Consider the following 26409-nt stretch of genomic DNA (forward strand, 5'->3'; position numbering starts at 1 on the left):
CCGACAAGACAGATGGAAAAACAACCCAATCAGCTGCTCTGGCATGGGGTTTTCCTGCTGATGCTGCTGGTTGCCGTATTCGGCATCTACAAGGCTGTCCAGTCAGTGGATTACACCTGGCGCTGGGAACGCATTCCCCAATACATCGCCTATCAGGCGGAGCAGAAGAATCTGGCCGAATTTGACGGCACCGTGATAGCGGGCACCAGCGAGGCCGAGAAGGGCAAGCTGTTCCTGCAAGACGATCTCGACCCCAATGTGCGGCAAGCCATCGCCAGTACCGGCGTACAAGTCGCCGAAGGGGATACCGTTTTTCGTGGCGATACCCTCGACACCCAACTGAGCTGGACCGCAGGCCCCATCGCCTGGGGCGTCTGGGTCACCGTCAAGCTCTCACTGGTGGCGGGCATCTTCGCCATCCTGCTCGGCACCCTGGCCGGGCTGGCGCGCCTCTCCCCCAATCCCGCCCTGCGCAATCTGGCGGTCACCTACGTTGAGCTCATCCGCGGCACGCCGCTGCTGGTGCAGATCTTCATCGTCTACTTCTTTATCGGCACCGTGCTGAACCTCGACCGCTTCACCGCCGGGGTCGCCGCGCTGGCCGTCTTTACCGGGGCCTATGTGGCGGAGATCGTCCGCGCCGGTATCAGCTCCATCCACAAGGGGCAGATGGAGGCGGGCCGCAGCCTGGGAATGACCTCGGCCCAGACCATGCGCTATGTCATCCTGCCGCAGGCGTTCAAGCGGGTACTGCCACCGCTGGCAGGCCAGTTCATCAACCTCATCAAGGACTCCTCGCTGGTCTCGGTCATCTCCATCACCGATCTGACCAAGGCGGGGCGCGAGGTGGTGAGCTCCACCTTCAGTCCGTTCGAGGTGTGGTTTACCGTCGCCCTGCTCTATCTGGTGCTGACCGGCACCCTCTCTTTCCTGGTACGCCGTCTCGAGGTGAAATATGCACGCAGCAACTGACCCCATCATCAAGGTGCAACAGGCGTCGAGAAGTGCAGCCATCAGCGGCCCCCCCTTCGCCTTTCCGGTTCGTTTTCTGGAGGCGAAATATGCGCGTAGCAACTGATCCCATCATCAAGGTGCCACAGGCGTCGAGAAGTGCAGCCATCACCGACACCCTCTTCGCCTTCCCGGTTCGTTTTCTGGAGGCGAAATATGCGCGCAGCAACTGATCCCATCATCAAAGCGAGCGGCGTAGAGAAGTTCTACGGCAGTGAAGTGCATGCCCTGAAAAATGTCAGCACCCAGGTGGCCGAAGGGGAAGTGGTGGTGATCGTCGGCCCCAGCGGCTCGGGCAAATCCACCTTCCTGCGCACCCTCAACCAGCTGGAGACCATCAACGACGGCAATATCGTGGTAGACGGCATCTGCCTGACCGAGCCGGGCGATGTCAACAAGCTGCGGGAAGAGGTGGGCATGGTGTTCCAGTCCTTCAACCTCTTCCCCCACCTGACGGTGCTGGATAATATCTGCCTCGCTCCGCAGAAGGTGCGTGGCCTGTCGCGCCGTGAGGCCGAAGACAGAGCCAAGGCGCTGCTGCTGAAAGTGGGGCTGTCGGTGAAAGCGGCCAGCTATCCCTCCCAACTCTCCGGCGGTCAGCAACAGCGGGTGGCCATCGCCCGCGCACTCGCCATGCAGCCGCGCATCATGCTGTTTGACGAGCCCACCAGTGCGCTGGACCCCGAAATGGTGGGGGAAGTGCTGGATGTGATGAAGGGGCTGGCTCGCGAGGGGATGACCATGGTGGTGGTGACCCACGAGATGGGCTTTGCCCGCGAAGTAGCGGATCGGGTGCTCTTTATGGAGAGTGGCGAACTGCTGGTGGATGAAAAACCGGCCGATTTCTTCGACAATCCCCCCTCCCCGCGTCTGCGCCAGTTCCTGAGTCAGGTGCTGTAGCCAACACGCTCTGCTGGATAAACGAAGAGGGACCGCAAGGTCCCTCTTCTTGTGTGCCACGCTGAGCAAACTCAACCCAGCTGAACCCGAGTGCCCATCTCATCGGCTCAGCGCGGGGACTTTCCCAGATAGCGCTCCACGATCACTTTCACCCCGTCACGTTTTTTGAGCTGATAGAGCTCCTTGTCAAACTGGTCGATAAAGGCCTGTTTGTAGGGGTACTCCCCCTTGCGGCTATAGCCGAGAAACCCCTGCTCCTTGCTGAGCACCGGACCCTGTTTGAGCAGGGACATATCGGCCACCGCCAGCTGATCGGCCTTTATCATGTTGAGCAACTCATAGAGCAGGGAGAGACGATCATTGATGGTGCAATCGACCCGACCGCGGACAATCTTGAGCAAGTTCTCCCGATTGCTTTTCACCTCCTCCACGTCGATCTGCTTCTCTTTTACCGCCTGCCAAAAGGCATCGCCGCCGACGGCAAAACCGGCGTTCATGCCAAAGCGTAAACCGTGATAGTCGAGCGGAAACCTGGCCTGCGGGGTATTGGCCGCCACACTGGCGCCGCACATCACCACCAGCTCTTCATCCAGCATCGGCTGGGAGTAGGGCCACATATAAGGGCGGGTATCGGGCATGTAGTAGGGTGGAAAGATGGCGAAGGCGGTCCCCTGCTCCACCATGCTCAGACCGCGCCGCCACGGCATGGGCTTGAGCACTACCTCATAGTCAGGCATGGCAGAGGTCACCTCGCGGATGATGTCTGCATAGATCCCCCTGACCTCCTCCCCCTCCTGCCAGGAGTAGGGGGGATAGGCGGCATCCGCCAGGATCTCGACCCGGGTCTTGGCGTGCGCCATCATGCACAACCCCAACAACAAGCAACACCAGACGCGCATAAGCCAGCACCTCCTGAAAAAGCCTGCATCAAGCATAGCCATCCGCCGCGCCTTCCTCTGCTGCCGCGCCATATTTCATGCCATCTCTTCGTTGGCAGAAAAATGTTAATGAAATATTAAAGCCATCCTTTATGCTGGAGAGCAATTGCTCTGAATGGATGGCCGCATATGGATGTGCAACTGCTTCTGCTCTACCTCTCCCCGGTTTTTCTGGCCTTTGTCGGCTGGGAGATGCTCTACCTGCGCAAACATGGCGCCGCCTTTCCCACCGCCACCTACCAGTGGCGGGATCTGTTCGCCAACGCAGCCCTGGCTCTGATGCACCAAGGGGGCGATGCGCTGGCGGCCATCGCTATTGCTTATCTGTATGACACCCTCTGGGGCTGGCGACTGTTCGATATCGAGCTGAATCTCTGGAGTGTGCTACTGCTGTTCCTGTTGCAGGATCTCTGTTACTGGCTGTTCCACTTCACCAGCCACCATGTTCGCTGGCTGTGGGCCTCCCATGTGGTGCATCACAGCTCGGAGCGGCTCAACCTCTCCACCGCCTTTCGCCAGAGCTTGATGTATCCGATCTCCGGCATGTGGCTGTTCTGGATCCCGATGATTGTCATCGGCTTCCCGCCCGAGGCGGTGGTCGCCACCGTGCTGCTGAGTCTGGGCTTCCAGTTCTTCGTCCACACCCAGGTGGTAGGCAGACTCGGCTGGCTTGAGTGGATCTTCAACACCCCCTCCCACCACAGGGTGCACCACGCCAGCAACGCCAAGTACATAGACCGCAACTTCGCCGGGGTGCTGATCATCTGGGATCGGCTGTTTGGCACCTTTGTCGAGGAGGACCCGGCCGAGCCGTGCCGCTTCGGCATCACCAAGCCGATCCACAGCTTCAACCCCCTCACTCTCACCTTCCACGAGTGGCACGATATGCTGCGTGACGCCCGTGGCCTGCCGTGGCGACAAAAACTCGCGGTGCTGTTTGGCAAACCGGCCGGGCCTGCCAGCCGTTGAGCCTTCGCATCGAATAGCAACTCCCGGATAGCAAGCCCCTGATAACCAGTCCCTGATAACAAGAGAGCGCCACAGTAGCGCTCTCTTTTATGGTCAGTCACCTCTTCGATATCAGAGATGGGCGAACGACCAGACGGCGGGGATCAGGCTCAGCAAGGTCACTCCGGCCAATAGCCGTTCGCGGCCGCTCAGGCAAAGATCTGCGCCCAGCTGACGGCGGCTGTAGAGAAACAGCAGCAGACCCGGCCCGTAGAGCAGCAAGGAGAGCAACAGATACTCAACCCCGGCGGCATAGAGCAGCCAGAAGCCGTAACCGCTCGACACCAGCGCCACCGCCCGCATCAGACCGCGGCCCTGCCCGCTCTCCCCCTTCCTGCTGAACGAAAGCTTGAGCAAAAACAGGCCGATCAGCAGGTAGGGCACCAAAATCATCGAGGTAGAGATAAGCAGCAGGCTGGTGTAGCCCTTGCCGAGCAGCCACACCAGCAGCAGGCAAGTCTGCACCGTCAGGCTGGTGAGCCAGAGTGATGCGATAGGCGTCCCATTGCGGTTCTGGCGCCGGAAGATGGTGGGAAATGCGCCATGGCGTGCCGCGCTGAACGGCACCTCGGCCGAGAACAGCGTCCAGCTCACATAGGAGGCGAGCACCGAGACGATAAGACCGACACTGATGAGCAGCTTGCCCCAGGAGCCGGTCATCTGGGCCATCAACCCAGCCATGGAGGGGTTGGGCAGGGCCGCAAGCTCCGGGCGGCTCAATATTCCCAGCGCCAGCACCGAGATGAGCACATAGAGCAGCAGCGCCAGCACCACGCCGAGCACGGTGGCCGTGCCCACATCCCGCCGGTTTCTGGCGCGGGCCGACAACACCGCCGCCCCCTCGATGCCGGTAAAGACCCAGAGGGTAATCAACATGGTGTTGCGCACCTGCTCGGATACCGGCACCGCCAGGGTGCTGCCCTGCTGATCCGCCGCGAAGGTGACCGGGTCGAACCAGTAGCAAGCGAACAGGATAAACAGCAGCAGCGGCAGGCTCTTGGCCAGAGTCGCAACCAGATTGAACAGCGCCGCCTGCTGCACGCCACGGGCCACCAGCAGGTGCACAGCCCAGAGGATGCAGGACTCGCCGACAAATGCAGCCAAAGTGTTTCCCTCGCCAAACCAGACCTGCTCGGGGGTATCGATAAAAATGCCCAGCGCCGCAAAGGCAATGACCAGATAACCCACCACGCCGATGGTGGCACAGAGCCAATAACCCCAGGCGGAGAAGAATCCCACCAGCTCGCCAAAACCGGCGCGGGCGTAGCTGTAGATACCGCCGTCGAGATCCGGCCTTAACCGCGACAGATAGAGAAAACTCATGGCGAGCGCCAGGATACCCCCCCCCGTCACGCCCCAGCCGATCAGCACGGCGCGGGCGCCTGCCACCTCGGCCATGTTCTGGGGCAGGCTAAAAATCCCCGCCCCCACCATGGAACTGAACACCAGCGCGGTGAGTGACCAGAGCCCAATCTTGCTCTCTTTCATGGATGCTCCTTAGCGCAACCGGCTGCTCAGCGCCTGAATATGCTCGGGGCCGATACCGCAGCAACCGCCGATCAAATTCGCCCCGGCCGCGCGCCAGCGCTCGGCCCAGCCAAGGTAATCCAGCGGCCCCAGATCGGCGCGGATCTCGTCCAGGCCATCGTTGGCGGTGGCCTCTTTGGGCTGCGGCGGGAAGGCGTTGGCATAGGCACCGAGGCGGATGTCGCTGCGACCCTCTGCCTGCAACGCAGCACTTGCCACCTTGAGCGCTCCCTCGATCACCTCGGGCTGACAGCAGTTGAACAGGATGGCATCGACTCCAGCCGCCACCAGCGCGGTCACCGCATCGGCGACTCGCTCGCCGGAGCGCAGTCGCGGCTCGTTGCCCGGCGCCTCATCTTCCAGCGTGAAGGAGACCCAGAACGGCTTACCATCGTCAGGCAACAGCGCTTTGAGGGCCAAGGGCTCGGCGACAAGGCTCATGGTCTCGGCCAGCCAGATATCCACATGAGGGGATAGCGCCCGGATAAGCGGGATAGCCAGCTCGCTCACCTTGTCCGCCTTGAACAGATCGGCACGGTAGGAGCCAAACAGCGGAGGTAGGGAACCCGCCACCTGCACGGCGCCCTTCTGCTCGTCAGCCACCTCGCGGGCCAGTTGCCCAGCCAGCGCCGCCAGCCCCTCCCCGTCGGCAAAGAAACGCTCATCGCCGATATGAAACGGCACCAGCGCATAGCTGTTGGTGGTGATGACCCGGGCACCGCTCGCCACGTAGGCCCGATGCACCTCGCGCACCGTCTCTGGCGCCTCCATCAAGGCCAGCGCCGACCACTCCGGCTGACGAAACGGGGCCCCTCGCCGTGCCAGCTCGCGCCCCATGCCCCCATCCAGCACCCACAATTCCCTGGTTTCCATCTGTCGTGTCTCTTTGTTATGTGCGTTGTTTATTTGCGTATTTATCTGTTTGTTTTGTTGATCTGCGGTTTCACGCTGAATCGCTGCAGATCGTCCTGCTTCATCCTGGGAAGCCCTTTCATTATGCAGCCATAAAAACATACAGATGTTTAGATGGCCAAAACAAGATAAAACAAAGTGCCACGGGCGGCAATCAGTATCAGCAGAAATCAGCGTGCAAACGGCGAGGCAAACGCAGAAATGCAAGAGGCCACCCGAAGGTGGCCTCATCACAATCTTGATCAGCTGGCGACTTAACGCCCGGCCAGCACTCGCTTGATCTGCTTGACCCAGTCGGAGACCCGACCCTGCTGCGGCAGACCGCGCCAGATTTGCTCCCACTGGGCAGGGCTGAGAGGACGACCGAGGCGACGCTGCACACCCGCATAGAGGTAGTCATGGGCCGTGGTAGCCGCATGCTCGGAGGTGAGGAATTTGGAGACCGGATCGGTCAACCGCACATCCCGCATGCCGAGCAGCGGATAGTCATTGTGCACCGCAGCCAGCATGGTCTCGCGCATGGCGGACTCGATGTAGCCACGGGCAAACAGGGCGGTAACCGACTCCAGCGACCCCTGATCCGGGCCGTGATACTGCTCGTCAAAGACCGGGCTCGGCTCGGCCATGCCACTTTGTACCACCGCATCGGGATCCGGCTGCGGCACGACCACAGCAGGCTTGGGGGCAACCGGCTTGGCTGCCACTGTGGCTTTGCGCGGCGCACTCTGGCTACAGGCACCCAGTGCCAGGGCGAGCGCGACACAGGCCAGCGCACGGGAATGAGACTGCATCTTCATGACTCTTATGTCGCTCCTTTTACGATTCCTGAGCTGGCTTCTCGGCCACAGCCGGTTCGACCCGGGTAACCAGCAGCTGATCAATCTTGTAACTGTCGATATCCACCACTTCGAACTTGTAACCGGCGTATTTGACCGAGTCAGTGCGCTTGGGGATCTTGCGCAGCATATACATGATAAAGCCGGCGATGGTCTCGTAGTTCTGGTTCTCGGGGAACTCTTCGATATCGAAGGCGCGCATCACGTCGGAGATGGGGGTAACCCCGTCCACCAGCCAGGAGTTCTCGTCGCGCTGGACGATCTGCTCTTCCACCACATGAGTCGCCCACTCGCCCATGACGGTACTCATCAGGTCGTTCATGGTGACAATCCCCACCACCAGCGCGTACTCATTCATCACCACGGCAAAGTCGCCACGATGATTCTTGAAGTACTCCATCGCCTCATAGAGGTTCAGGGTATCGGGGATGATGATGACGTTCTGCACCAGGTTGCCACCGATAAGGTCGATGCTCTGGCCGCCGATAACGCGGATCAGCAGCTCTTTAGCATCGACAAAGCCCTTGATGCTGTCGAGGTTGTGGTCACAGACCAGAAACTTGTTGTGGGGATGTTCGGCGATCTTTGCCTTGATGCTCTCTTCACTCTCTTGCAGGGTGAAGTAGATGAGGCTCTCGCGGGCCGTCATGGCAGAGGTGACACCAAGGGACTGCAACTCGAACACGTTCTCGATGAGCTGATGCTCCTCACGCTGGATAACCCCCGCCTCTGCACCGGCATCCATCACCGCATAGATATCGTCGGAGGTGATCTCGTCGTTACGCACCGTGGAGACGCGCATCAGACGGAACAGGGAGTTGGCCAATCCGTTGAAGACCCACACCAGCGGCATCAACACGGTGACGAAGAAGAGCATCGGGCGCACCACCACCACGGCAATCTGCTCGGGCATGGTCATGGCCAGACGCTTGGGCATCAGATCGGCGATCAGGATAAACATGCCGGTGACGAACACGAAGGAGGCACCGGAGCTGATCTCGCCAAGCCAGGGCCCTTGGTAGAACTGGGAGACAATCCCCTTGATGGCGGGGTTGAGGGCAGACTCACCCAGAATACCGCCCAGAATGGCGACGGTATTGAGGCCAATCTGCACCACGGTGAAAAAGTTGCCCGGCTGGGCCTGCAGGGCCAGCACCTTTTCGGCCTGGCGATTACCTTCATCCGCCATCACCTGCAATTTGATTTTGCGAGACGCGGCGAGAGAGATCTCGGAGAGGGAGAAGAACACACTGCCGCCAACCAGCAGCATTAAAAAGAACAAACTATCGGCAAAACTCATGATTAACCTATTGCTACACCCGCCTTAGCACAAGACGGCAAACTGGGCCCGGGAGACCGGACCGTGAGCCCATCCGAGACTCACACAGGGGGAGTATTCTATCAGAAAACAGCCAGTTGGGGGCTTTATCTTACTCCGACCAGTTATGCAACAAAAAAGGCGCTTCACGCGCCTTTTTATTCACTTCCGGTTAGCCCTTGCCCAGCAAGGTGCCCAGATCGTCCGCCTTGGTATGGCGCACATCCTTGCCTTTCACGTAGTAGACGATGTACTCGCAGATGTGCTGGCAACGATCGCCGACCCGCTCGATGGCCCGCGCCGCCCACAGGACGTTGAGAACCTGGGGGATGGTACGGGGATCTTCCATCATATAGGTCATCAGCTCGCGGATGATGGACTCGTACTCGCGGTCTACCTTGTCATCTTCCTTGTAGACCGCCAGCGCCGCATCCAGATCCATGCGGGCGAAGGCGTCGAGTACATCGTGCAGCATCTTGATGGTACGACGGCCCATGTTCTCCAGCGACACCAGCGGCGGCTGCGGCTTGTTGGCGTTGTCGGTCAGCATGCGGGCGATCTTGTCGGCCACGTCGCCAATGCGCTCCAGATCGGTGATGGTCTTGATGATGGCCATCACCAGTCGCAGGTCGGAGGCAGTCGGCTGACGCTTGGCGATGATGCGGGTGCACTCCTCGTCGATCGCCACTTCCATGGCGTTGACCTTGTGGTCGTTGGCCACAATCTTGCGCGCAGCATCGAGATCCTGATCGTGGATCGCCGCGATGGCGTCGGTGAGCTGCTGCTCTACCAGACCGCCCATCACCAGCACCTGGTTGCGCACGCTCTCTAGCTCGGCATTGAACTGACCGGAGATGTGTTTATTGAGATTCATATTGTCCATACAAATAATCCTTGATTGCTCCGATTATGCCTTAGCCGTTGAACCGACTGCCAATCTGTTTGCTGAGATTCATCCTCTCCTCTCCTTAGCCGTAACGACCGGTAATGTAATCTTCGGTCTTTTTCTTGGCCGGGGTGGTGAAAATGGTGTTGGTATCCGAATACTCGATAAGCTCGCCCATATACATGAAGGCGGTCTGATCCGACACGCGCGCAGCCTGTTGCATGTTGTGGGTCACGATCACCACGGTGAACTGGCTCTTGAGCTCGTTGATCAGCTCCTCGATGGTGAGGGTGGAGATGGGGTCGAGCGCCGAGGTCGGTTCATCGAGCAGCAACACTTCCGGCTCGATGGCGATGGCACGGGCAATCACCAGACGCTGCTGCTGACCACCGGAGAGACCGAAGGCGTTGTCGTGCAGACGATCCTTCACCTCGTCCCACAGGGCCGCACCACGCAAGGAGCGCTCGGCGGCCTCATCCAGGGTGCGGCGATCGTTGATCCCCTGCAGGCGCAGACCATAGACCACGTTCTCGTAGATGGACTTGGGGAACGGGTTCGGGCGCTGGAACACCATGCCCACCTGACGGCGCAGGGCGGAAACATCAACGCTCTTGTCATAGATGTTGTGGCCGTGCAGTTGGATTTCCCCCTCGATGCGGCAGATCTCCACCAGATCGTTCATCCGGTTGATGCAGCGCAGCAGGGTCGATTTGCCACAGCCTGACGGGCCGATAAAGGCGGTCACCTGCCCTTTGGGGATCTTCATGTTGACGTTGAACAGCGCCTGCTTGCTGCCGTAGTACAGGTTGAGATCCTTCACCTCCAGCGCGGTCTGCTCCGGGGTCAGGTTGAGCAGGTCCAGCGCGGTGTGCTGGGTAGACGTGGTCGTTACGTTGATCATCTGTTACCTCAAAATCTATCTGGAGTGGCCGGACAGCTGCCGGCGCCCCTCACGTATTGGTGCAGAGAGATGGCGGCTCGCGCTCGGCCGCCCCTCTGTTATCTCACTCTTGTATCACTCAAGCGGCGCCGGATTAATGCTCCAGCGACCGGAATTTCTCGCGCAAGTGGTTACGAATACCGATAGCGGTCAGGTTCAGGCCCACGATCACCGTCACCAGCAGGAAGGAGGTGGCGTAGACCAGCGGGCGGGCCGCCTCGACGTTGGGGCTCTGGAAGCCGACGTCATAGATGTGGAAGCCCAGGTGCATGAACTTGCGCTCCACATGCAGATACGGGAAGTTGCCATCCATCGGCAGGGTCGGTGCCAGTTTCACCACCCCCACCAGCATCAGCGGCGCCACTTCACCGGCCGCACGGGCAATCGCCAGAATAAGGCCGGTCATGATGGCCGGGCTCGCCATCGGCAGCACGATGCGCCACAGGGTCTCGGCCTGGGTTGCACCCAGTGCCAACGAGCCCTGACGGATGGTGCTCGGGATCCGCGCCAACCCCTCTTCGGTGGAGACAATCACCACCGGCAGGGTCAGGATGGCCAGGGTCAGCGCCGACCAGATCACGCCGGGTGAGCCAAAGGTCGGGCTCGGCAGCGCTTCCGGGTAAAACAGCTGATCCAGCGAACCACCGAGCGTGTAGACGAAGAAGCCCAGACCAAACACGCCGTAAACGATGGAGGGCACGCCCGCCAGGTTGATCACCGCAATGCGGATGATCTTGGTCAGACTGTTCTTGCCCGCATATTCGTGCAGGTAGACTGCCGCTACCACCCCCAGCGGGGTCACGATGATCGCCATCAGGAACACCATGAACACGGTGCCGAAGATGGCCGGGAACACCCCGCCCTCGGTGTTGGCTTCACGGGGATCGTCAGAGACGAACTTGCCGATCTGGTGGAACCAGTGACCCACCTTGGCCAGCAGGCTCATGTCGTTGGGCCATACCACGTCCAGTACCTTGGACATCGGCATGGTCACCAGCTCGCCACGCATATCCTTGACGGTGATGGCGTCGCGGTCCGCTTGGCTACGCAGTGAGAAGAGCTCTTTTTCCAGCACCTGATAGCGATCGTTGAGGGCCTGACGCTCGCTGGCCAGTTCGGCTTTGAGCTGATCGGTCAGCTTGTCATCCAGCTCGGCCTTGCGCTCTTTCAGGCGCAGCCGCTCCAGTTGATAGTTGATGCTGCCGATGTCCCCTTTTTGCAGATCGTTGGCCTGTTCGGAGAGGGCATTGGCTCGCGCCAGCACCCGCTGCAGGGCAGGATGCAGATCAGAGGTGAGCTCGCGGCCATCCTCTTTCACCCCGACGATATAGCCATAGAAGTTGCCGTTGGTGGCACGCTCAACCATGGCCAGCTCGGCTGGCTGGCTCTGGGACTTGATGTCCGTCTCCAGTACCCAGCGAAAATCGAGGTCAACGAACTCGCGGTTGCCGGTCTTGACCAGATAGCGGGTCAGCAGCTCGCGCTCTTCCCCTTCCAATGGCAGCCCTGCGGCGCGCAGTCGCTCCACCGGAACCTGCTCGCGATCGTTGATCTCGCCGATCAGTACGCTCTTGTTGCCATTTGCGTCTTCAAGCTGCCACTCATAGATGGGGTGCGGCCAGAAGTAGACCAGACCACGCCAGCCGATCAGCAGCAGCAGACCCAGTACCGCCACCAGACTCAGGCTGACGGCACCGCCGGTCATCCAGATCCAGGGGGCCCCTGATTTAAACCACTTACCCATTGTCGATTCCTTGTCCATTACAGAGTCGCCCCTTACATCGAGCTGTATTTTTCACGCAACCGCTGACGGACAAACTCGGCCAGGGTGTTGAACAAAAAGGTGAACACAAACAGGACGAAGGCCGCGAGGAACAGTACCCGATAGTGGGAGCTGCCCACTTCCGATTCCGGCATCTCTACCGCGATGTTGGCGGCGAGGGTGCGCAGCCCCTGGAACATGGAGAAGTCCATGATGGGGGTGTTGCCGGTAGCCATCAGCACGATCATGGTCTCGCCCACGGCGCGGCCAAGACCCATCATCACCGCAGAGAAGATGCCCGGGCTGGCAGTGAGGATCACCACCCGGCTCAGGGTCTGCCACGGGGTGGCCCCCAGCGCCAGCGAGCCCTGGGTCAGGTGTTTGGGCACCGAGAAGACCGCATCTTCAGCGATGGAGAAGATGGTGGGGATGACCGCAAAGCCCATGGCGATACCGACCACCAGCGAGTTGCGCTGGTCAAACTTGATGCCCATTTCGTGAGTCAGCCAGATGCGCGAATCGCCGTGCATAAAGGCATTCTCGATGAGCGGGCTCAAGGCGAAGGCACCCCAGCCAATCAGCAGCAGCACCGGGATCAGCAGGATGGCGTGCCACCCCTCCGGCAGCCAGGACTTACCGCGCTCCGGCAGATAGTTCCAGAGCAATGCAGTCAGCAACATCCCCATCGGCAGCAATATCAGCAGCAGGATCACCCCGGGCAGCGCCCCCTCGATGATGGGCGCCAGCCACAGACCCGCCAGGAAGCCCAGGATAACGGTCGGCAGCGCCGCCATGATCTCGACCGTCGGCTTGACGTATTTGCGCAGCCCCGCCGACATGAAGTAGGCGGTATAGATGGCACCGGCCACGCCGAGCGGCACAGCAAACACCATGGCGTAGAAAGAGGCTTTCAGCGTACCGAATACCAGCGGCACCAAACTCAGCTTGGCTTCAAAGTCGTTGCTGGCGGAGGTGGATTGCCACACATACTGGGGCTCCGGATACCCTTCGTACCACACCTGTTGCCAGAGGGCAGACCAGGTCACTTCGGGGTGTTCGTTCTCCACCGAGAAGAGCTTGAAGGTATTCCCTTGCTGCATCAGCAACAGGTTGTGACGGGGGGAGATGGCCAGGGCAGAGAGTTCGCCCCCTTCCACCGTCTCGGTCAGCAGCTTGGTCTCGCCGGTGGCGTGGAAGAAGCTGATGATGCCATCCTTGTCGGCACTGATGAAGCCTTTGCGAAAGTGCTCGGGAGTCAGCAGATCTACCGCGCCATCGCCCTTGAAGTCACGAATTTGGGTGAACTGGCGTTTGCCATCCTTCGCCACTTCGAACCACTGGGAAATCACGCCGTTGTCATTACCCACCAGCAGTGAAGAGGCGCCGGAGAGCAGCTGAACCCGGGCCACATTGGCGTTGGGGGCATTGATCTCCAGCACGTTGCGCAGGGAGATTTCGCTCAGGTTATGAATGTCATAGACGGAGAGGCGATTGCCCTCGCGCACGAACAGGATGCGCAGATTGGGGGTCAGCAACATCTGATCCACATGGCGCGGCAGGGAGGGAATCGTGTAGTTTTCACTGCTCCACTCAATCTCCCCGGAGATGAAGTTCTCCTCACCGTTCATCACCGTCATCACGCCACGACCATCTTCGGTCACGGCGGCGGTCGCCATCTTGTCCTTGGTGGCTTCGAACACCATCAGTTGCAATGCCTTCCCTTGCGGGTCGATCACCACAGGCTCTTCGCCGAAGGGATATTGCAGGCTGGGTTCAATCACCCGCACATCGTTGGGATAGGAGACCTTGAACGCTGGCTGGACGACCTGCGCCTTGCCATCGGCAAAGCCGTAAGCGATCAGCCGCTGGCCCGGTGCCGGGGTCGCTACCGTGGTGATGTCACCAGCAACCTGAGCCTGACCCAGTGACTGGCCGACCTTGATCTTGTCATCTCCCTGCACCGCAAAGAAGTTGACCTGCCCTTTATCGCTGAAGCGATAGCCGATCTCGTTCTGCTCTTCCACGCCGAGCCAGGCGGTCTTCCCTGCGGCAGGCAGGGTAAACGAGGCGGTCGGCTCCATGGAGGCGCCATTGAAGATGGGTTTCACCACATAGAGCAGATAAAAGAAGATAAGCAGCAGCGCCACCAGTACCAGGGCTCCGCCTGTGGTGACGCCATATTTGGCCAATTTATCCTTGATCCGGCGTTTTCTACTGCCCGCCATGACCAGGTTTAACGATTCCGATGACATGCAAGACCTCAATGTAAGCTAGGCTTCGCGGCATTATATGGCGGTTGCATGACAGTTTTGTTACATCGAGAACGCTTTAACAGAGGTTGTTAGCGGAAAAATGGGCGGGGATCCCTTCGAAGGCGGGCGAGCGTAATATATTGTTTATAAAGGGATATTTATGCTGATAATCAGCAAGGGCAGCCTGCGCTGCCCCCGAATGATTCAGGAAAGGGTATCGTTTGATTGTTGCAGAGCCAGTTTGGCCGCCTTTTTCTCGGCACGGCGACGCTTGAAGAAGGCCGACAACTGGGCCGAGCAGGCATCGGCCAGCACGCCGCCGGTCAGCTCGACACTGTGGTTGTGGCGCGGGTCCTGCAAGATCTCGAACACCGACCCCGCGGCACCGGTCTTGAGATCTCGGGCGCCGTAAACCACCCGCTTGACCCGGCTATGGATCAGCGCACCGGCACACATACAGCAGGGCTCCAGCGTCACATAAAGAGTGGTGTCGAGCAGGCGGTAGTTCGCCAGCTGCTTGCCCGCCGCCCGGATCGCCATCACCTCGGCATGGGCACAGGCATCGTGTTCGCTGATGGAGCGGTTCCACCCCTCTCCCACCACCTGACCATCAAGCACCAGTACGGCACCGACCGGGATCTCGCCAATTCCTTCGGCCCGGGCGGCCAATGCCATGGCATGGCGCATCCACTGTTCGTCCTGCTCGGTTTGACTCTGTGCCTGACTCGGTATTTCTGGGACCTCTGATGGTTTCACGCCCATCCCCTCTTTATATTGTTCAATTGTGCTGTTTGCATTCCAGCTATCCACATCTGTCAGATAATTCCATAGATAGCAGGCATGATAGCTCGCGGTGACAGGGCGGCGATTATGCCAAATCTGCACGTCAGACCCAAGCCACATCCCGACTGAGCAATAAAGAAGCAATCGGCATCTCTATGATAAAAAAGGAGTTGCACCCGTTTGGCCATGCTATTAGACTTCCTCCCCGTCAGCCGAGTCTGACTCCGTCGGTGTGTAGCGCAGCCAGGTAGCGCATCTGCATGGGGTGTAGAGGGTCGGAGGTTCGAATCCTCTCACACCGACCATTTTCCCCGAGAATAGCCCAGTCAAACGACTGGGCTATTTTTTTGCCTCCGATTTATCCTCCTGAGGATGCCTACCTATCAAGCACAAAAAACACTCAGAACCACTTGAATCTTTTTTCCGAACTCATTAAGATGCGCAACTTTCCGCCGGTAGACAACACAGGGAGGTGGAAACACGAGTGAAGGGATCACTGTCCGGCTTGCGTGCAACACAGGACCAGGCATGAACCAGAACACCAATTTCGCACCCGCCATTACGCTTTATTCCGTTCCTCACGACACCCCTTGCAACACCGAAAGCGAAAATGAACAGGTCATCCAGCTGGATGTGATCGATCTGGCCGAACCGGATGATGACTATTGAGCACGGCCAGATGGCTGTTCAATCACCGGCACATCGCCTGTTCAACGCTCTCCGTTTCAGGCCCTTGGCGAGAAATCTGCAAAAAACGACAAACTGCTAATTCTATCAAGGATGGCAGTATTATTGACTGATGTATCTCCCCCTTCCCTCTCCGGCATTCCCCCCGACAACTGATACAAACCTACGTTATTGCGCTTCACTTTTCATAGCTGCAACCGCTGGTGCCAACAGAGCCTGCATCACCACACCAAGTTTAAAACGCACGTTCACCAATCAGGCCTAGTATTAGCAAAACATTCATTGCCACATTCAAACGCGCTTTATACGGCTGTTTTGGCAAAGCTTGGAGTTAGGTCGGGATTTGTTTTTGCATTTGTAATTTTATTACGTAATAAGTTACAAAGTAAGAGGCTGGGTAACGGCCCAAATTAGCCGTTGTCCGATGGGAAAAAGCAGGAGCATAACCATCTGCGTAGAGCTTTTATACCAACCCAATAAAGCAATAAAAAACATAAACTTAACTATATCCAAAAAACAGGCGTTTAAAAAAAACTGTTGACGTACTCAACAATATTTCGCACCTTATCAATCGTGTTACCCCGTTGTTGCGGGAACGTTTCAGGAACAGGGATTCGACTTTAGTCGTAGTTAGTAAGTTCAAAATGTAATTCTCAAAGGAGTGAACCTTATGTCGGCACCGGCTCAGACCCACTGCAGCGCCCGCCTTCGCATCCAGGGCGAGATGCTGCCCGAATACGCGCAAATTCTGACGCCGGACGCGGTGGCTCTGGTCTCCGAACTGGTGGAACGTTTTGCTCCCCAAAGAGGGGAATTGCTGAAACAACGTGTGGCACGTCAGGCCCGTATCGATGGTGGCGAGCTGCCGGACTTCCTGCCGGAAACCGCCCACATCCGTGAAGGTGACTGGACCATTCGCGGCATTCCCGCCGACCTGCAAGATCGCCGTGTGGAGATCACCGGCCCGGTCGAGCGCAAAATGGTGATCAACGCCCTCAACGCCAACGTCAAAGTGTTCATGGCGGATTTTGAGGATTCACTGGCCCCCGCCTGGAATAAGGTGATCGAGGGCCAAATAAACCTGCGCGATGCGGTCAACGGCACCATCTCTTACACCAGTCCGGAAGGAAAGGCTTATACCCTGAGCACCGATCCGGCCGTCCTCATCTGCCGGGTGCGCGGTCTGCACCTGCCGGAAAAACATGTCACCTTCGATGGCGAGCCCATCCCAGGCGGCCTGTTCGATTTTGCCCTCTACTTCCTGCACAACTATCAGGCGCTGCTGGCCAAAGGCTCCGGCCCCTACTTCTATGTACCCAAGCTGCAGAGCCATCTGGAGGGGCGCTGGTGGAGCGAGGTATTCGCCTGGACCGAGGACAAGTTCGGCCTGCCCCGCGGCACCATCAAGGCCACCGTGCTGATTGAAACCCTACCGGCCGTATTCGAGATGGATGAGCTGCTCTATCAGATGAAGGATCACATCGTTGCCCTCAACTGCGGCCGCTGGGACTACATCTTCAGCTATATCAAAACCTTGAAGAACCATCCGGATCGGGTACTGCCTGATCGTCAGGTGGTGACCATGGACAAGCCGTTCCTCTCCGCCTACTCGCGGCTGCTGATCAAGACCTGTCACAAACGCGGAGCGCTGGCGATGGGCGGTATGGCTGCCTTTATTCCGGCCAAGGACGCGGCCGTCAACGAGCAGGTCTTCGCCAAGGTCAAGGCCGACAAGGAGCGCGAAGCCAACAACGGCCACGACGGTACCTGGGTCGCCCACCCTGGCCTCGCTGATACCGCCATGGCGGTGTTCAACGCCACCATTGCGGCGGGTGCCAAGAACCAGATCGGCGTGCTGCGCGAGCAGGATGCCCCCATCACCGCCACCGACCTGCTGGCCCCCTGTGAGGGCGAGCGCACCGAGGCGGGGATGCGCACCAATATCCGGGTTGCCCTGCAATATCTGGAGGCCTGGATCAACGGCAACGGCTGCGTCCCCATCTACGGTCTGATGGAAGATGCCGCCACCGCCGAGATCTCCCGTACCTCCATCTGGCAGTGGATCCGCCACGGCAAGAGCCTGTCTAATGGCAAGGTAGTGACCAAAGAGCTGTTCCGCCAGATGCTGGCCGAGGAGTTGGAGGTGGTCAAAGCCGAGGTGGGCGCCGCACGCTGGCAGGCAGGTCGCTTTGCCGAGGCGAGCGAGCTGATGGAAGAGATCACCTGCGCCGACACCCTGATCGATTTTCTGACGCTGCCCGGTTACGAGCGGCTCTGAATCACGGGCCCCCAGCGGGGCTCGCCAATAACAAGTCAATGGAAACGTGAAATCAATGAAAGAGGGAACTGATATGGCACTGACCCGTGAGCAACAGATCCAGGCTATCGAGAAAGACTGGGCGGAAAACCCCCGCTGGAAAGGGATCAAGCGCGGCTACAGCGCCGAAGATGTGGTGAACCTGCGCGGCAGCTTGCAGCCGGTGCACACCCTGGCTCAGCGCGGTGCCGACAAGCTGTGGGGCCTGATCCACGGCGACGCCAAGAAAGGCTATGTCAACTGCCTCGGCGCCCTGACCGGCGGTCAGGCGGTGCAGCAGGCCAAGGCGGGGATCGAGGCGATCTACCTCTCCGGCTGGCAGGTGGCGGCGGACAACAACTTGTCCTCCACCATGTATCCGGATCAGTCCCTCTACCCGGCCAACTCCGTACCGTCCGTGGTGGAGCGCATCAACAACTCCTTCGCCCGTGCCGACCAGATCCAGTGGGCCAACAAGGTAGGGCCGCAGGATGAGGGCTTTATCGACTACTTCCTGCCGATCGTGGCCGATGCAGAAGCCGGTTTCGGCGGCGTGCTTAACGCCTTCGAACTGATGAAGGGAATGATTGAAGCGGGCGCCGCTGGCGTGCACTTCGAAGATCAGCTGGCATCAGTCAAGAAGTGCGGTCATATGGGCGGCAAGGTGCTGGTACCGACTCAGGAAGCGGTGCAGAAGCTGGTTGCCGCTCGTCTGGCAGCCGATGTATGCGGCACCACCACCCTGGTGATCGCCCGTACCGATGCCAACGCCGCTGACCTGTTGACCACCGACGCCGACCCGTACGATGCAGACTTCCTGACTGGCGAGCGCACTGCCGAAGGGTTCTACAAGGTACGTGCCGGTATCGATCAGGCCATCGCTCGCGGTCTGGCTTACGCACCCTACGCAGACATGGTGTGGTGTGAAACCGCCAAGCCGGATCTGGACGAAGCGCGTAAATTTGCCGAAGCAATCAAGGCCAAGTTCCCGGATCGCATCCTGGCCTACAACTGCTCCCCGAGCTTCAACTGGAAGAAGAATCTGGACGATGCCACCATCGCCCGCTTCCAGCAGGAGCTCTCCGACATGGGCTACAAGTACCAGTTCATCACCCTCGCGGGTATCCACAACATGTGGTTCCACATGTACGAACTGGCCTACCAGTACGCCCGTGGCGAAGGGATGAAGCACTACGTCGAGATGGTGCAGGAGCCGGAATTTGCCGCCGCCAGCCGTGGCTACACCTTCGTGGCACACCAGCAGGAGGTTGGTACCGGTTACTTCGACAAGGTGACCACCGTCATTCAGGGTGGCCAATCATCGGTCACCGCGCTGACCGGCTCCACCGAAGAAGATCAGTTCCACTAATAAGAGAGCTGCCTTGAAATAGCAAAACCCCGGCCTGAAGCCGCAATGCTGTTCACTTAAGCGGAGCCGCATTGCGATCTACCGGAAAACGGGTCTTTGATATCTTCACCGCCCTAGGTCTCGATGGCCTGGGGCATTTTTCTATAAACATGACGCCTATGCAGCCCCGCAACTCTGCCAACCTCCGTGGGGTATGGGCTGGCGATAACGCGCCCGCCATCACTGCCATCTGGTTCGCGATGAACTGACAGGCAAACTTGAAGCTCACCTCATTAGGCGCGCGCTGATGAGCTACGGCGGCCTGGCTCGCCTCCCGCCTGACCAGATTGTATCCAAGCAGCAATCCCCACAGCTCCTGATAAACCAAGTCCACTTTCTTGCTTCTCAGCGTGATGGCGTTGTGCTGCATCGCGCTTTTGATATCCCGGTATCCCAGCTCGATTTCCCAGCGCTCGTGGTACAGGGTCGCCACCTGAGCTGCACTGAATCGAGCCACGGGCAGGGAGGTAAAGACCGTTTTCTCCTTGCCGGCCACCTCATAGGTCACTGCGCGAACTTGCCAGTGCGTCGGCAACGCCGGGTTTTTCTTGCGAGCCTGAGGTGAGACCTTCATTTGCAATAGACGGTCACCATCGCCATAGCGCTCAAGTTCCGTGTATACCAACCCCTTGCGTTCCGGGATGAGCCAGTGACGGTCAGTGTCTTCGGCCTGAATACGCAGCAACAGGTCGGTACCGAAGAAACCTTTATCCAGCAGGGTCACCGAATTGTCCGGCAATGAGTGAATGAACTCGCTGGCCAGGGGGATTTCCCCTTTGCGGTACGGGCTGATGGCCGCGTTGGCAATGACATGCGAGCGGACATTCATCAGCGTGACCAACCGCAGCATCGGGTAGGGTGTCTGCCGGTTGGTTGAGGTGTTACCCGAGCCGAAATGCGCTCTGAGTTCAGGCATATCCTGAGTTCGGAACAGGGCCCCATCGATGGCAAAGACCTGTAAACCGAGCCAATGGTCTTCAGGATAACGTTCCCGCCCCCACACATAGGCACACTGCTTGAACAGCCACTCGAGTGGCTGTTTGCCGAGTCGCTGACGGGCTTGAGACAGGGCACTGTCAGCGAGCAAGGCATCATTGGCCAACCCTTCTGCACAGATGTTGAGGCGCCGAGCGACCTCGGAGATGGGCTCATTGCGGAAAAAGGCCATCCCCACGACGAGCCACAAGACCATATCAGAAGGCAGGCGGCGTCGGCGGATAGTGGCCTTTTCAGACAAGGCGGCAGCGGCAGTAATCCATTCGTCGGGAATATGGTCGGCAAAAATGGCCAGCCGAGCCAGCATGTCGCCAGATGCCTCAATAACATCGTTCAGGTCGTTTGCAATAGACATAAAAAAATCCGGAACCAGTGATTGGTTCCGGATTGTCCTACAGCAGAAGGATCGGTCAATGGATCCTTAACTGATCAGCATTGGGCCTGAAGCCGGGGTTTCTTTTTATCTGCCATTCAAACGAAAGTCAGGCCACAACCGCACACAGTCGAGAAGCTCAGAGCTCGAGGATCTCTTTGACAAAGGGGATGGTGAGCTTGCGCTTGGCGCGAAATGAGGCGTTGTCGAGCTGATTGAGAGTGGTGAGCAGGGTGCGCATATCGCGGGAGAGTCGGTTGAGCAGGAAGCGGCCCACATCGATGGGCAATTTGAAGCCCCGCAGCTCGGCACGAAGCTGCAGGGCACTGAGCTTGCCTTCATCATCCAGCTCTTCGAGATGGAAACTGACACCCCAGTCGAGGCGCGAAGCGAGATCCGGCAGTTGCAGTCCCAGTTTGCGCGGTGCGCTGCAGCCGGTGACCACCAGCGTCCCCTCGCCCTTCTCCTGCCAGCGGTTGTAGAAATCGAACAGCGCCCGCTCCCACACGGCATTGCCGGCGATCGCCTCAAGGCTGTCGAGACAGACCAGCGGCAGGCTTTCGAGGGCATCAAGCATGCTGGGGTCGAGCTGTTCAAACTGATCGAGGGAGAGATAGGCCGCCGCCGCATCGCGGGCGTTGACCTCGGCACAGGTGGCGTGGAGCAGATGAGAGCGTCCGGATCCCTTGGCTCCCCAGAAATAGAGGAAAGGCGACCCCTGACCGATGGCCGCATTCTTGAGGGCGGTGATCAGATGAGCATTGTTGCCGGGATAAAAACTGACGAAGGTTTCATCATCCGGTAGTTGTACGGCTAAAGACAGTTGGGCCGGTTGCTTCACTCGTTGGGCTTTGACTGTGACATTTGTGGCTAAGTGTATCATCGCAAAGGCAGATAGAGAACCGCCCGGACAGGCCGGGCGGTCTACAAAAGCCTTATAAAATCAGGGCTGCGACCATTGGTAACGCAAACCGCTGCCATTATCGTCAACCTTGCGCAAACGACTCTCGAGCTGCAGCGCCCGCACCAGTTCGGCCTGATCCCCTTGCAGGGTAAAGTTGAAGGTGACCTGGTCCCCCTCCAGCTTGCCGATCGCCACCTTGCTTACGTTTGCCATCCCCTGCAGCATCTTCTGCACGGCGATCATGCTGTCCACTTCGGAGAGGCCATCTACCACCAGGGTCTGGCTGGTTGCCGGACCCGAAATGCGGGCACCGTAGTTTTTCACCAGCCAGGCCGCCAAGGTATCAGCAAACCCTTGCGCCACTTCGGCCTGAGAGCCGGTGCTATTGCCACGGGTCAGCTCGGTCACTTCACCGGCCGCTTTGGGGCCGTAGAGTCCCCAATCGATGCTCCACTTGTCACCTTCCGGTGTCAGCTTGCCCAACACCACCATCTCGGCACCATAGCGCTGGCTTGCCTGCAAAATCGGGTCGGCAAAGCGTCCCCAGACGTCGGTGGCACTGACCGCCATGTTGTCATCGAGATCCATAAGCGGAATGCTGATGGGCAGCCCCAGCGTCTGGGCCTGCTCGCGCAAGGCTTGCGCCCAACCATCGCTGGATTGGTCCGCCAGCAGGTGACGCTCCCCCTGATCCACCACCAGCCAGATGGCCATTTGGGGACGCGCAGGGCCAAGCAGGGCAAACTGGCTCTCGGAAACCAGGCTGTTGACCTTGTCACTCTTGAACTCGGCTTTCAGATACTTGACGGAGTCCTGATCCTGATAGCCATAGCTTTTGACATAGTCGCCCGGGGCCGCCAGCGCCTTGACCACCACAGGTTGGGTGAGGATGTCGCGCTTGCCGGTGACCTTGATCAGCACCTGACCGAGAGCCTGCCCTTGAGCGGCCACCATATCGCCACTGGTCGGGGCCTTGCCCTGATAGAGGTCGGTCACCTGAGCGGCCGAGGCCATGAATGACAAGCCGCAGCAGAGGGCGGTCACAACACGTTTGAACATGAACAGAGTCTCGAAATGGGAGAGTGTGCTTATGGTAGCGGCAAGGCGCATCCTGCGGCAAGGCTGGCACAAGCGGCCACAAACAGCAGAGCCGGCGATGCGCCGGCTCCGATCACCCCTTCCACATGGGAAGCGGTTCAAGGCATTAACTTATTTGGTACCGAAGATCTTGTCGCCGGCATCGCCCAGACCCGGCACGATGTAGCCTTTCTCGTTCAGCCCCTGGTCGACAGAAGCGCAGTATAGCTCTACATCAGGGTGAGCAGCTTCCAGCGCCTTGATCCCTTCCGGCGCGGCAACCAGTACCAGCACCTTGATGGATTGGCAGCCTTTCTTCTTCAGCAGATCGATGGTGGCGATCATGGAGCCGCCGGTGGCCAGCATCGGATCGATGACCAGCGCCAGACGCTCTTCGATGTTGCTGACGATCTTCTCGAAATAGGGAACCGGTTGCAGGGTCTCTTCATCGCGGTAGATACCGACCACGCTGACGCGGGCACTCGGCATGTGCTCGAGCACACCATCCATCATGCCAAGACCGGCGCGCAGGATAGGCACGACGGTGACCTTCTTGCCCTTGATCTGGTCAACTTCCACTGGCCCGTTCCAGCCATCGATGGTAACTTTCTCGGTTTCGAAGTCAGAGGTCGCTTCGTAGGTCAACAGACTGCCCACTTCCTTGGCCAGTTCACGGAAACGCTTGGTGCTGATGTCGCCTTCGCGCATCAGGCCGATCTTGTGCTTGACCAGGGGGTGTTTGACTTCAACGACTTTCATTATTATCTCCTCGAACCGGCGCCAAAAAATCGCGGAATCATACAACAAAAGCCGCGGCTTGTAGAGCTTTTCCACGCAAAAACGCGCAAACGATTTTCTTTCTGCTTTTACCCGCCCACTGGTAGAATACGCCCCGAATTTTACCCTCCACTTCTCTATATGACGGGGAATACGCGTGACTGACAAAACCTCACTGAGCTACAAGGATGCTGGCGTGGATATCGATGCCGGCAATGCACTGGTTGAACGTATCAAGGGCGTGTCAAAGCGCACTCGTCGTCCTGAAGTCCTTGGTGGTCTTGGCGGCTTTGGGGCCCTGTGTCAAATCCCTGCTGGCTACAAGGAGCCGGTACTGGTCTCCGGTACCGACGGTGTGGGCACCAAGCTGCGTCTGGCCATCGATCTGAAGAAGCACGATACCGTGGGCATCGATCTGGTGGCCATGTGCGTCAATGACCTCATCGTGCAAGGCGCCGAGCCCCTGTTCTTCCTCGACTACTATGCCACCGGCAAGCTGGATGTGGACACCGCCGCCGCCGTGGTCACCGGCATAGGTGCAGGCTGCGAGCAGTCCGGCTGTGCCCTGGTGGGCGGCGAGACCGCCGAAATGCCTGGCATGTATGAAGGGGAAGACTACGACATCGCCGGTTTCTGCGTCGGTGTGGTGGAGAAGAGCGAGATCATCGACGGCAGCAAGGTCGGCGAAGGGGATGCCCTGATCGCCCTGGCCGCGAGCGGCCCCCACTCCAACGGCTTCTCCCTGGTGCGCAAGATCCTGGAAGTCTCCCAGGCCGACGTGCATCAGCCGCTGGGTGACACCACCCTGGCCAACGCCCTGCTGGAGCCGACCCGCATCTATGTGAAGCCGGTGCTCAAGCTCATCAAGGAGTGCGAGATCCACGCCCTGTCCCACATCACAGGTGGCGGCTTCTGGGAGAACATCCCCCGCGTGCTGCCCGCCAATACCCAGGCGGTGATCGACGAGCAGAGCTGGCAGTGGCCGGCGGTGTTCAGCTGGCTGCAGCAGGCCGGCAACGTCACCCGTCACGAGATGTACCGCACCTTCAACTGCGGTGTCGGCATGATCATCGCCCTGCCGGCGGATCAGCTGGACAAGGCGCTGGCCCTGCTCAAGGCCGAAGGCGAGAACGCCTGGCACATAGGCCACATCGCCAAGGCGGCCGATGGCGAGGAGCAAGTCATCATAAAATGACCTCCCCCATGAAACGGATCCTGGTGTTGATCTCCGGCAACGGCAGCAACCTGCAGACCATTCTCGACCACTGCGCCAGCGGCAAGGTTGCCGGTGAGGTGGTCGGCGTCATCAGCAACAGGGCCGATGCCTATGGTCTGGTTCGCGCCAAGGAAGCCGGGGTGGCCACCGCCATTCTGGCCCAGCAGCAGTTTGCCAGCCGGGAGGAGTATGACGTCGCCCTGCTCGCCCTGATGGCGGACTATCAGCCGGATCTGGTGGTGCTGGCCGGCTTTATGCGGATCCTGAGTGCCGATCTGGTGCGTCACTTCGCCGGGCGGATGATCAACATCCACCCCTCGTTGCTGCCGAAATACCAGGGGCTGCACACCCACCAGCGCGCCATCGACGATGGGGAGCGCGAGCACGGCGCCAGCGTCCACTTCGTCACCGAGGAGCTGGACGGCGGCCCTGTGATCCTGCAGGCTCGCGTCCCCATCTTCGAAGGGGACAGTGCCGACGAGGTAGCTGCCCGGGTCCAGGTCCAGGAGCACAGCATCTACCCCCTGGTGGTGCAGTGGTTCTGCGAGGGACGGCTCAAGATGCGGGAGGGTGCCGCCCTCTTGGATGGCGCCGAACTCGGCCTGGCGGGTCACGCCAGCGAGTAACCGCTGCTCGCTGCATGCAAAATGTAACAAGGGAGGCTTTGGCCTCCCTTGTTATTTCTGCATATCGACGTCATGACATGCATTCATGTCCGATGACGCCGCCATGCGGCTAATCGACCCTACACCGGGTTGTCGATATCGATAAAGGTCACCTCCAGCCCGTGCACGGTGGCGAGCCACTCCCCCAGCGCCTTGACGCCGTACCGTTCGGTGGCGTGATGACCTGCGGCGTAGAAGTGCATCCCCATCTCGCGGGCGGTGTGGATGGTCTGCTCTGAAGCCTCACCCGAGATAAAGGCATCGATGCCCTGCTCGGCCGCCTGGTTGATATAGCTCTGGCCGCCGCCGGTGCACCAGGCCACTGAGCTGATGAGCTCGGGGCCGCTGTCACCGCAATGGAGCGGCTCGCGACCGAGCCGCTCGGCAATCAGTCTGGCAAAGTCGGCTCCGCTCATGGGCTCTTCCAGCTTGCCCACCATGGCCACACTCTTGCTGTTCCAGGGTTCGAGACCACGGCGCACCTTGATGCCGAGCAGCTTTGCGAGCTGGGCGTTGTTGCCCACCTCGGGGTGCACGTCCAGCGGCAGGTGGTAGGCAAACAGGTTGATGTCGTGGGTCAGCAGGGTCTTGAGGCGGCGCTGCTTCATGCCGGTGATCTGGGGCGGTTCTCCGCTCCAGAAGTAGCCGTGATGGACCAGGATGGCATCGGCATCCTGCTCCACGGCCGCATCGATCAGGGCCTGGCTGGCGGTGACGCCGGTGACCACCCGGCGAATGCGCTCGCGCCCCTCCACCTGCAGCCCGTTGGGACAGTAGTCCTTGATGGCGTGAGGCTCGAGCAGGTGGTTGAGCACGGTTTCCAGTTTGCGATGAGAGATCATAGGAGTCCCTTGTAAAGGCGCTGCTCCCCCTTGACTGCGATCAGGCTCTTGTCTGCAGTCACAACGGGGCCCAGGCTCATGATGCCGAGGGCCCC

At 59.4% G+C, this 26409-nt stretch carries 24 protein-coding genes and 1 tRNA gene; 10 read left to right on the forward strand and 15 right to left on the reverse strand.

Translation table 11 applies throughout. The features are described 5' to 3' along the window. Positions 1 to 12 precede the first annotated feature (12 nt). The 3 genes from ACTG2W_RS05190 to ACTG2W_RS05200 all read left to right on the forward strand — a co-directional run bounded on the left by ACTG2W_RS05190 (position 13) and on the right by ACTG2W_RS05200 (position 1911). Positions 13 to 972: an amino acid ABC transporter permease gene (locus ACTG2W_RS05190; RefSeq protein ID WP_216977437.1), complete on the forward strand. Its 960-nt coding sequence runs from the start codon at positions 13 to 15 to the stop codon at positions 970 to 972. Between the two features lie 89 nt (positions 973 to 1061). Further along, positions 1062 to 1184: a hypothetical protein gene (locus ACTG2W_RS05195; protein ID WP_440016085.1), complete on the forward strand. Its 123-nt coding sequence runs from the start codon at positions 1062 to 1064 to the stop codon at positions 1182 to 1184. Further along, entirely contained in the window at positions 1168 to 1911 is a 744-nt protein-coding gene (locus ACTG2W_RS05200; protein WP_144712530.1) for an amino acid ABC transporter ATP-binding protein, read from the forward strand. Before ACTG2W_RS05195 ends, ACTG2W_RS05200 begins: the two co-directional genes overlap by 17 nt. A gap of 107 nt (positions 1912 to 2018) precedes the next feature. On the opposite strand, the gene ACTG2W_RS05205 is transcribed toward ACTG2W_RS05200, so the two are convergent. Next, on the reverse strand, positions 2019 to 2810 hold the full coding sequence (locus ACTG2W_RS05205) for a substrate-binding periplasmic protein (RefSeq protein WP_005334089.1): 792 nt from the start codon (positions 2808 to 2810) through the stop codon (positions 2019 to 2021). Positions 2811 to 2978: 168 nt separating this feature from the next. Between ACTG2W_RS05205 and ACTG2W_RS05210 the strand changes: the two genes are divergently transcribed. Beyond that, positions 2979 to 3818 (forward strand): sterol desaturase family protein, encoded by an 840-nt coding sequence (locus tag ACTG2W_RS05210; protein WP_106843143.1) that lies wholly within the window; start codon positions 2979 to 2981, stop codon positions 3816 to 3818. A 111-nt stretch (positions 3819 to 3929) separates the two neighbouring features. Here ACTG2W_RS05210 and ACTG2W_RS05215 read toward each other — a convergent pair whose 3' ends face one another. The 9 genes from ACTG2W_RS05215 to tadA all read right to left on the reverse strand — a co-directional run bounded on the left by ACTG2W_RS05215 (position 3930) and on the right by tadA (position 15052). Beyond that, positions 3930 to 5345 (reverse strand): basic amino acid/polyamine antiporter, encoded by a 1416-nt coding sequence (locus ACTG2W_RS05215; RefSeq protein WP_106843144.1) that lies wholly within the window; start codon positions 5343 to 5345, stop codon positions 3930 to 3932. A 9-nt stretch (positions 5346 to 5354) separates the two neighbouring features. Next, a complete protein-coding gene (locus ACTG2W_RS05220; RefSeq protein WP_106843145.1) occupies positions 5355 to 6257 on the reverse strand; it encodes a homocysteine S-methyltransferase family protein in 903 nt (300 codons plus the stop codon). A gap of 293 nt (positions 6258 to 6550) precedes the next feature. After that, positions 6551 to 7093 carry a hypothetical protein gene (locus ACTG2W_RS05225; protein WP_069555291.1) on the reverse strand — a complete coding sequence of 181 codons (543 nt, stop codon included), beginning with the start codon at positions 7091 to 7093 and terminating at the stop codon, positions 6551 to 6553. 19 nt (positions 7094 to 7112) lie between these two features. After that, positions 7113 to 8432, reverse strand: a complete 1320-nt coding sequence (locus ACTG2W_RS05230) for a hemolysin family protein (RefSeq protein ID WP_005334094.1) — start codon at positions 8430 to 8432, stop codon at positions 7113 to 7115. A 190-nt stretch (positions 8433 to 8622) separates the two neighbouring features. Beyond that, entirely contained in the window at positions 8623 to 9333 is a 711-nt protein-coding gene (gene phoU / locus ACTG2W_RS05235; protein WP_005334097.1) for a phosphate signaling complex protein PhoU, read from the reverse strand. A gap of 85 nt (positions 9334 to 9418) precedes the next feature. After that, positions 9419 to 10237: a phosphate ABC transporter ATP-binding protein PstB gene (gene pstB, locus ACTG2W_RS05240; RefSeq protein WP_005334102.1), complete on the reverse strand. Its 819-nt coding sequence runs from the start codon at positions 10235 to 10237 to the stop codon at positions 9419 to 9421. Positions 10238 to 10370: 133 nt separating this feature from the next. Beyond that, complete coding sequence (gene pstA / locus ACTG2W_RS05245; RefSeq protein ID WP_106843146.1) at positions 10371 to 12020, reverse strand: phosphate ABC transporter permease PstA; 1650 nt, start codon at positions 12018 to 12020, stop codon at positions 10371 to 10373. 32 nt (positions 12021 to 12052) lie between these two features. Then, the gene (locus ACTG2W_RS05250) at positions 12053 to 14290 is read right to left on the reverse strand and encodes a phosphate ABC transporter permease (RefSeq protein ID WP_440016086.1); all 2238 of its coding nucleotides are present in this window, start codon (positions 14288 to 14290) and stop codon (positions 12053 to 12055) included. A gap of 204 nt (positions 14291 to 14494) precedes the next feature. After that, on the reverse strand, positions 14495 to 15052 hold the full coding sequence (gene tadA / locus ACTG2W_RS05255; protein ID WP_041202119.1) for a tRNA adenosine(34) deaminase TadA: 558 nt from the start codon (positions 15050 to 15052) through the stop codon (positions 14495 to 14497). A 249-nt stretch (positions 15053 to 15301) separates the two neighbouring features. On the opposite strand from tadA, the gene ACTG2W_RS05260 reads away from it, so the two are divergent. From ACTG2W_RS05260 to aceA, 4 genes are all read left to right on the forward strand, one after another. After that, a tRNA-Pro gene (locus ACTG2W_RS05260) sits at positions 15302 to 15378 on the forward strand. 223 nt (positions 15379 to 15601) lie between these two features. After that, complete coding sequence (locus ACTG2W_RS05265) at positions 15602 to 15742, forward strand: hypothetical protein (protein ID WP_440016087.1); 141 nt, start codon at positions 15602 to 15604, stop codon at positions 15740 to 15742. A gap of 688 nt (positions 15743 to 16430) precedes the next feature. Beyond that, positions 16431 to 18038 carry a malate synthase A gene (gene aceB, locus ACTG2W_RS05270; RefSeq protein WP_440016088.1) on the forward strand — a complete coding sequence of 536 codons (1608 nt, stop codon included), beginning with the start codon at positions 16431 to 16433 and terminating at the stop codon, positions 18036 to 18038. A 73-nt stretch (positions 18039 to 18111) separates the two neighbouring features. Next, positions 18112 to 19425: an isocitrate lyase gene (gene aceA / locus ACTG2W_RS05275; protein WP_005344572.1), complete on the forward strand. Its 1314-nt coding sequence runs from the start codon at positions 18112 to 18114 to the stop codon at positions 19423 to 19425. Positions 19426 to 19477: 52 nt separating this feature from the next. On the opposite strand, the gene ACTG2W_RS05280 is transcribed toward aceA, so the two are convergent. The 4 genes from ACTG2W_RS05280 to upp all read right to left on the reverse strand — a co-directional run bounded on the left by ACTG2W_RS05280 (position 19478) and on the right by upp (position 23573). Further along, positions 19478 to 20815, reverse strand: a complete 1338-nt coding sequence (locus tag ACTG2W_RS05280; protein WP_440016089.1) for an IS4 family transposase — start codon at positions 20813 to 20815, stop codon at positions 19478 to 19480. A 157-nt stretch (positions 20816 to 20972) separates the two neighbouring features. Further along, the gene (gene hda / locus ACTG2W_RS05285; protein WP_013723920.1) at positions 20973 to 21674 is read right to left on the reverse strand and encodes a DnaA inactivator Hda; all 702 of its coding nucleotides are present in this window, start codon (positions 21672 to 21674) and stop codon (positions 20973 to 20975) included. 102 nt (positions 21675 to 21776) lie between these two features. Then, the gene (locus ACTG2W_RS05290) at positions 21777 to 22796 is read right to left on the reverse strand and encodes a DUF2066 domain-containing protein (protein ID WP_440016090.1); all 1020 of its coding nucleotides are present in this window, start codon (positions 22794 to 22796) and stop codon (positions 21777 to 21779) included. A 150-nt stretch (positions 22797 to 22946) separates the two neighbouring features. Further along, positions 22947 to 23573 (reverse strand): uracil phosphoribosyltransferase, encoded by a 627-nt coding sequence (gene upp / locus ACTG2W_RS05295; protein WP_005320172.1) that lies wholly within the window; start codon positions 23571 to 23573, stop codon positions 22947 to 22949. Between the two features lie 175 nt (positions 23574 to 23748). Here upp and purM point away from each other — a divergent pair, with 175 nt between their 5' ends. Together purM and purN are read left to right on the forward strand one after the other, a co-directional pair. After that, positions 23749 to 24786 (forward strand): phosphoribosylformylglycinamidine cyclo-ligase, encoded by a 1038-nt coding sequence (gene purM / locus ACTG2W_RS05300; RefSeq protein ID WP_182788445.1) that lies wholly within the window; start codon positions 23749 to 23751, stop codon positions 24784 to 24786. A gap of 8 nt (positions 24787 to 24794) precedes the next feature. Further along, entirely contained in the window at positions 24795 to 25433 is a 639-nt protein-coding gene (gene purN / locus ACTG2W_RS05305; RefSeq protein ID WP_440016091.1) for a phosphoribosylglycinamide formyltransferase, read from the forward strand. Between the two features lie 119 nt (positions 25434 to 25552). Here purN and ACTG2W_RS05310 read toward each other — a convergent pair whose 3' ends face one another. Continuing rightward, positions 25553 to 26314, reverse strand: a complete 762-nt coding sequence (locus ACTG2W_RS05310) for a Nif3-like dinuclear metal center hexameric protein (protein WP_429107578.1) — start codon at positions 26312 to 26314, stop codon at positions 25553 to 25555. Between the last annotated feature and the right edge of the window lie 95 nt (positions 26315 to 26409).

The sequence above is a fragment of the Aeromonas sp. 96A genome (genome assembly GCF_051919165.1).
GTDB lineage: Bacteria > Pseudomonadota > Gammaproteobacteria > Enterobacterales > Aeromonadaceae > Aeromonas > Aeromonas veronii.

Coding starts and splice junctions, on each gene's coding strand:
- tadA (WP_041202119.1), bottom strand. CDS start 15,052: ATGGGCGTGAAACCATCAGAGGTCCCAGAAATACCGAGTCAGGCACAG.
- ACTG2W_RS05220 (WP_106843145.1), bottom strand. CDS start 6,257: ATGGAAACCAGGGAATTGTGGGTGCTGGATGGGGGCATGGGGCGCGAG.
- ACTG2W_RS05290 (WP_440016090.1), bottom strand. CDS start 22,796: ATGTTCAAACGTGTTGTGACCGCCCTCTGCTGCGGCTTGTCATTCATG.
- ACTG2W_RS05195 (WP_440016085.1), top strand. CDS start 1,062: ATGCGCGTAGCAACTGATCCCATCATCAAGGTGCCACAGGCGTCGAGA.
- ACTG2W_RS05280 (WP_440016089.1), bottom strand. CDS start 20,815: ATGTCTATTGCAAACGACCTGAACGATGTTATTGAGGCATCTGGCGAC.
- pstA (WP_106843146.1), bottom strand. CDS start 12,020: ATGGGTAAGTGGTTTAAATCAGGGGCCCCCTGGATCTGGATGACCGGC.
- phoU (WP_005334097.1), bottom strand. CDS start 9,333: ATGGACAATATGAATCTCAATAAACACATCTCCGGTCAGTTCAATGCC.
- aceB (WP_440016088.1), top strand. CDS start 16,431: ATGTCGGCACCGGCTCAGACCCACTGCAGCGCCCGCCTTCGCATCCAG.
- ACTG2W_RS05225 (WP_069555291.1), bottom strand. CDS start 7,093: ATGAAGATGCAGTCTCATTCCCGTGCGCTGGCCTGTGTCGCGCTCGCC.
- pstB (WP_005334102.1), bottom strand. CDS start 10,237: ATGATCAACGTAACGACCACGTCTACCCAGCACACCGCGCTGGACCTG.
- purN (WP_440016091.1), top strand. CDS start 24,795: ATGAAACGGATCCTGGTGTTGATCTCCGGCAACGGCAGCAACCTGCAG.
- ACTG2W_RS05230 (WP_005334094.1), bottom strand. CDS start 8,432: ATGAGTTTTGCCGATAGTTTGTTCTTTTTAATGCTGCTGGTTGGCGGC.
- ACTG2W_RS05265 (WP_440016087.1), top strand. CDS start 15,602: ATGAACCAGAACACCAATTTCGCACCCGCCATTACGCTTTATTCCGTT.
- ACTG2W_RS05215 (WP_106843144.1), bottom strand. CDS start 5,345: ATGAAAGAGAGCAAGATTGGGCTCTGGTCACTCACCGCGCTGGTGTTC.
- ACTG2W_RS05310 (WP_429107578.1), bottom strand. CDS start 26,314: ATGATCTCTCATCGCAAACTGGAAACCGTGCTCAACCACCTGCTCGAG.
- ACTG2W_RS05190 (WP_216977437.1), top strand. CDS start 13: ATGGAAAAACAACCCAATCAGCTGCTCTGGCATGGGGTTTTCCTGCTG.
- ACTG2W_RS05205 (WP_005334089.1), bottom strand. CDS start 2,810: ATGCGCGTCTGGTGTTGCTTGTTGTTGGGGTTGTGCATGATGGCGCAC.
- ACTG2W_RS05250 (WP_440016086.1), bottom strand. CDS start 14,290: ATGTCATCGGAATCGTTAAACCTGGTCATGGCGGGCAGTAGAAAACGC.
- ACTG2W_RS05200 (WP_144712530.1), top strand. CDS start 1,168: ATGCGCGCAGCAACTGATCCCATCATCAAAGCGAGCGGCGTAGAGAAG.
- upp (WP_005320172.1), bottom strand. CDS start 23,573: ATGAAAGTCGTTGAAGTCAAACACCCCCTGGTCAAGCACAAGATCGGC.
- ACTG2W_RS05210 (WP_106843143.1), top strand. CDS start 2,979: ATGGATGTGCAACTGCTTCTGCTCTACCTCTCCCCGGTTTTTCTGGCC.
- aceA (WP_005344572.1), top strand. CDS start 18,112: ATGGCACTGACCCGTGAGCAACAGATCCAGGCTATCGAGAAAGACTGG.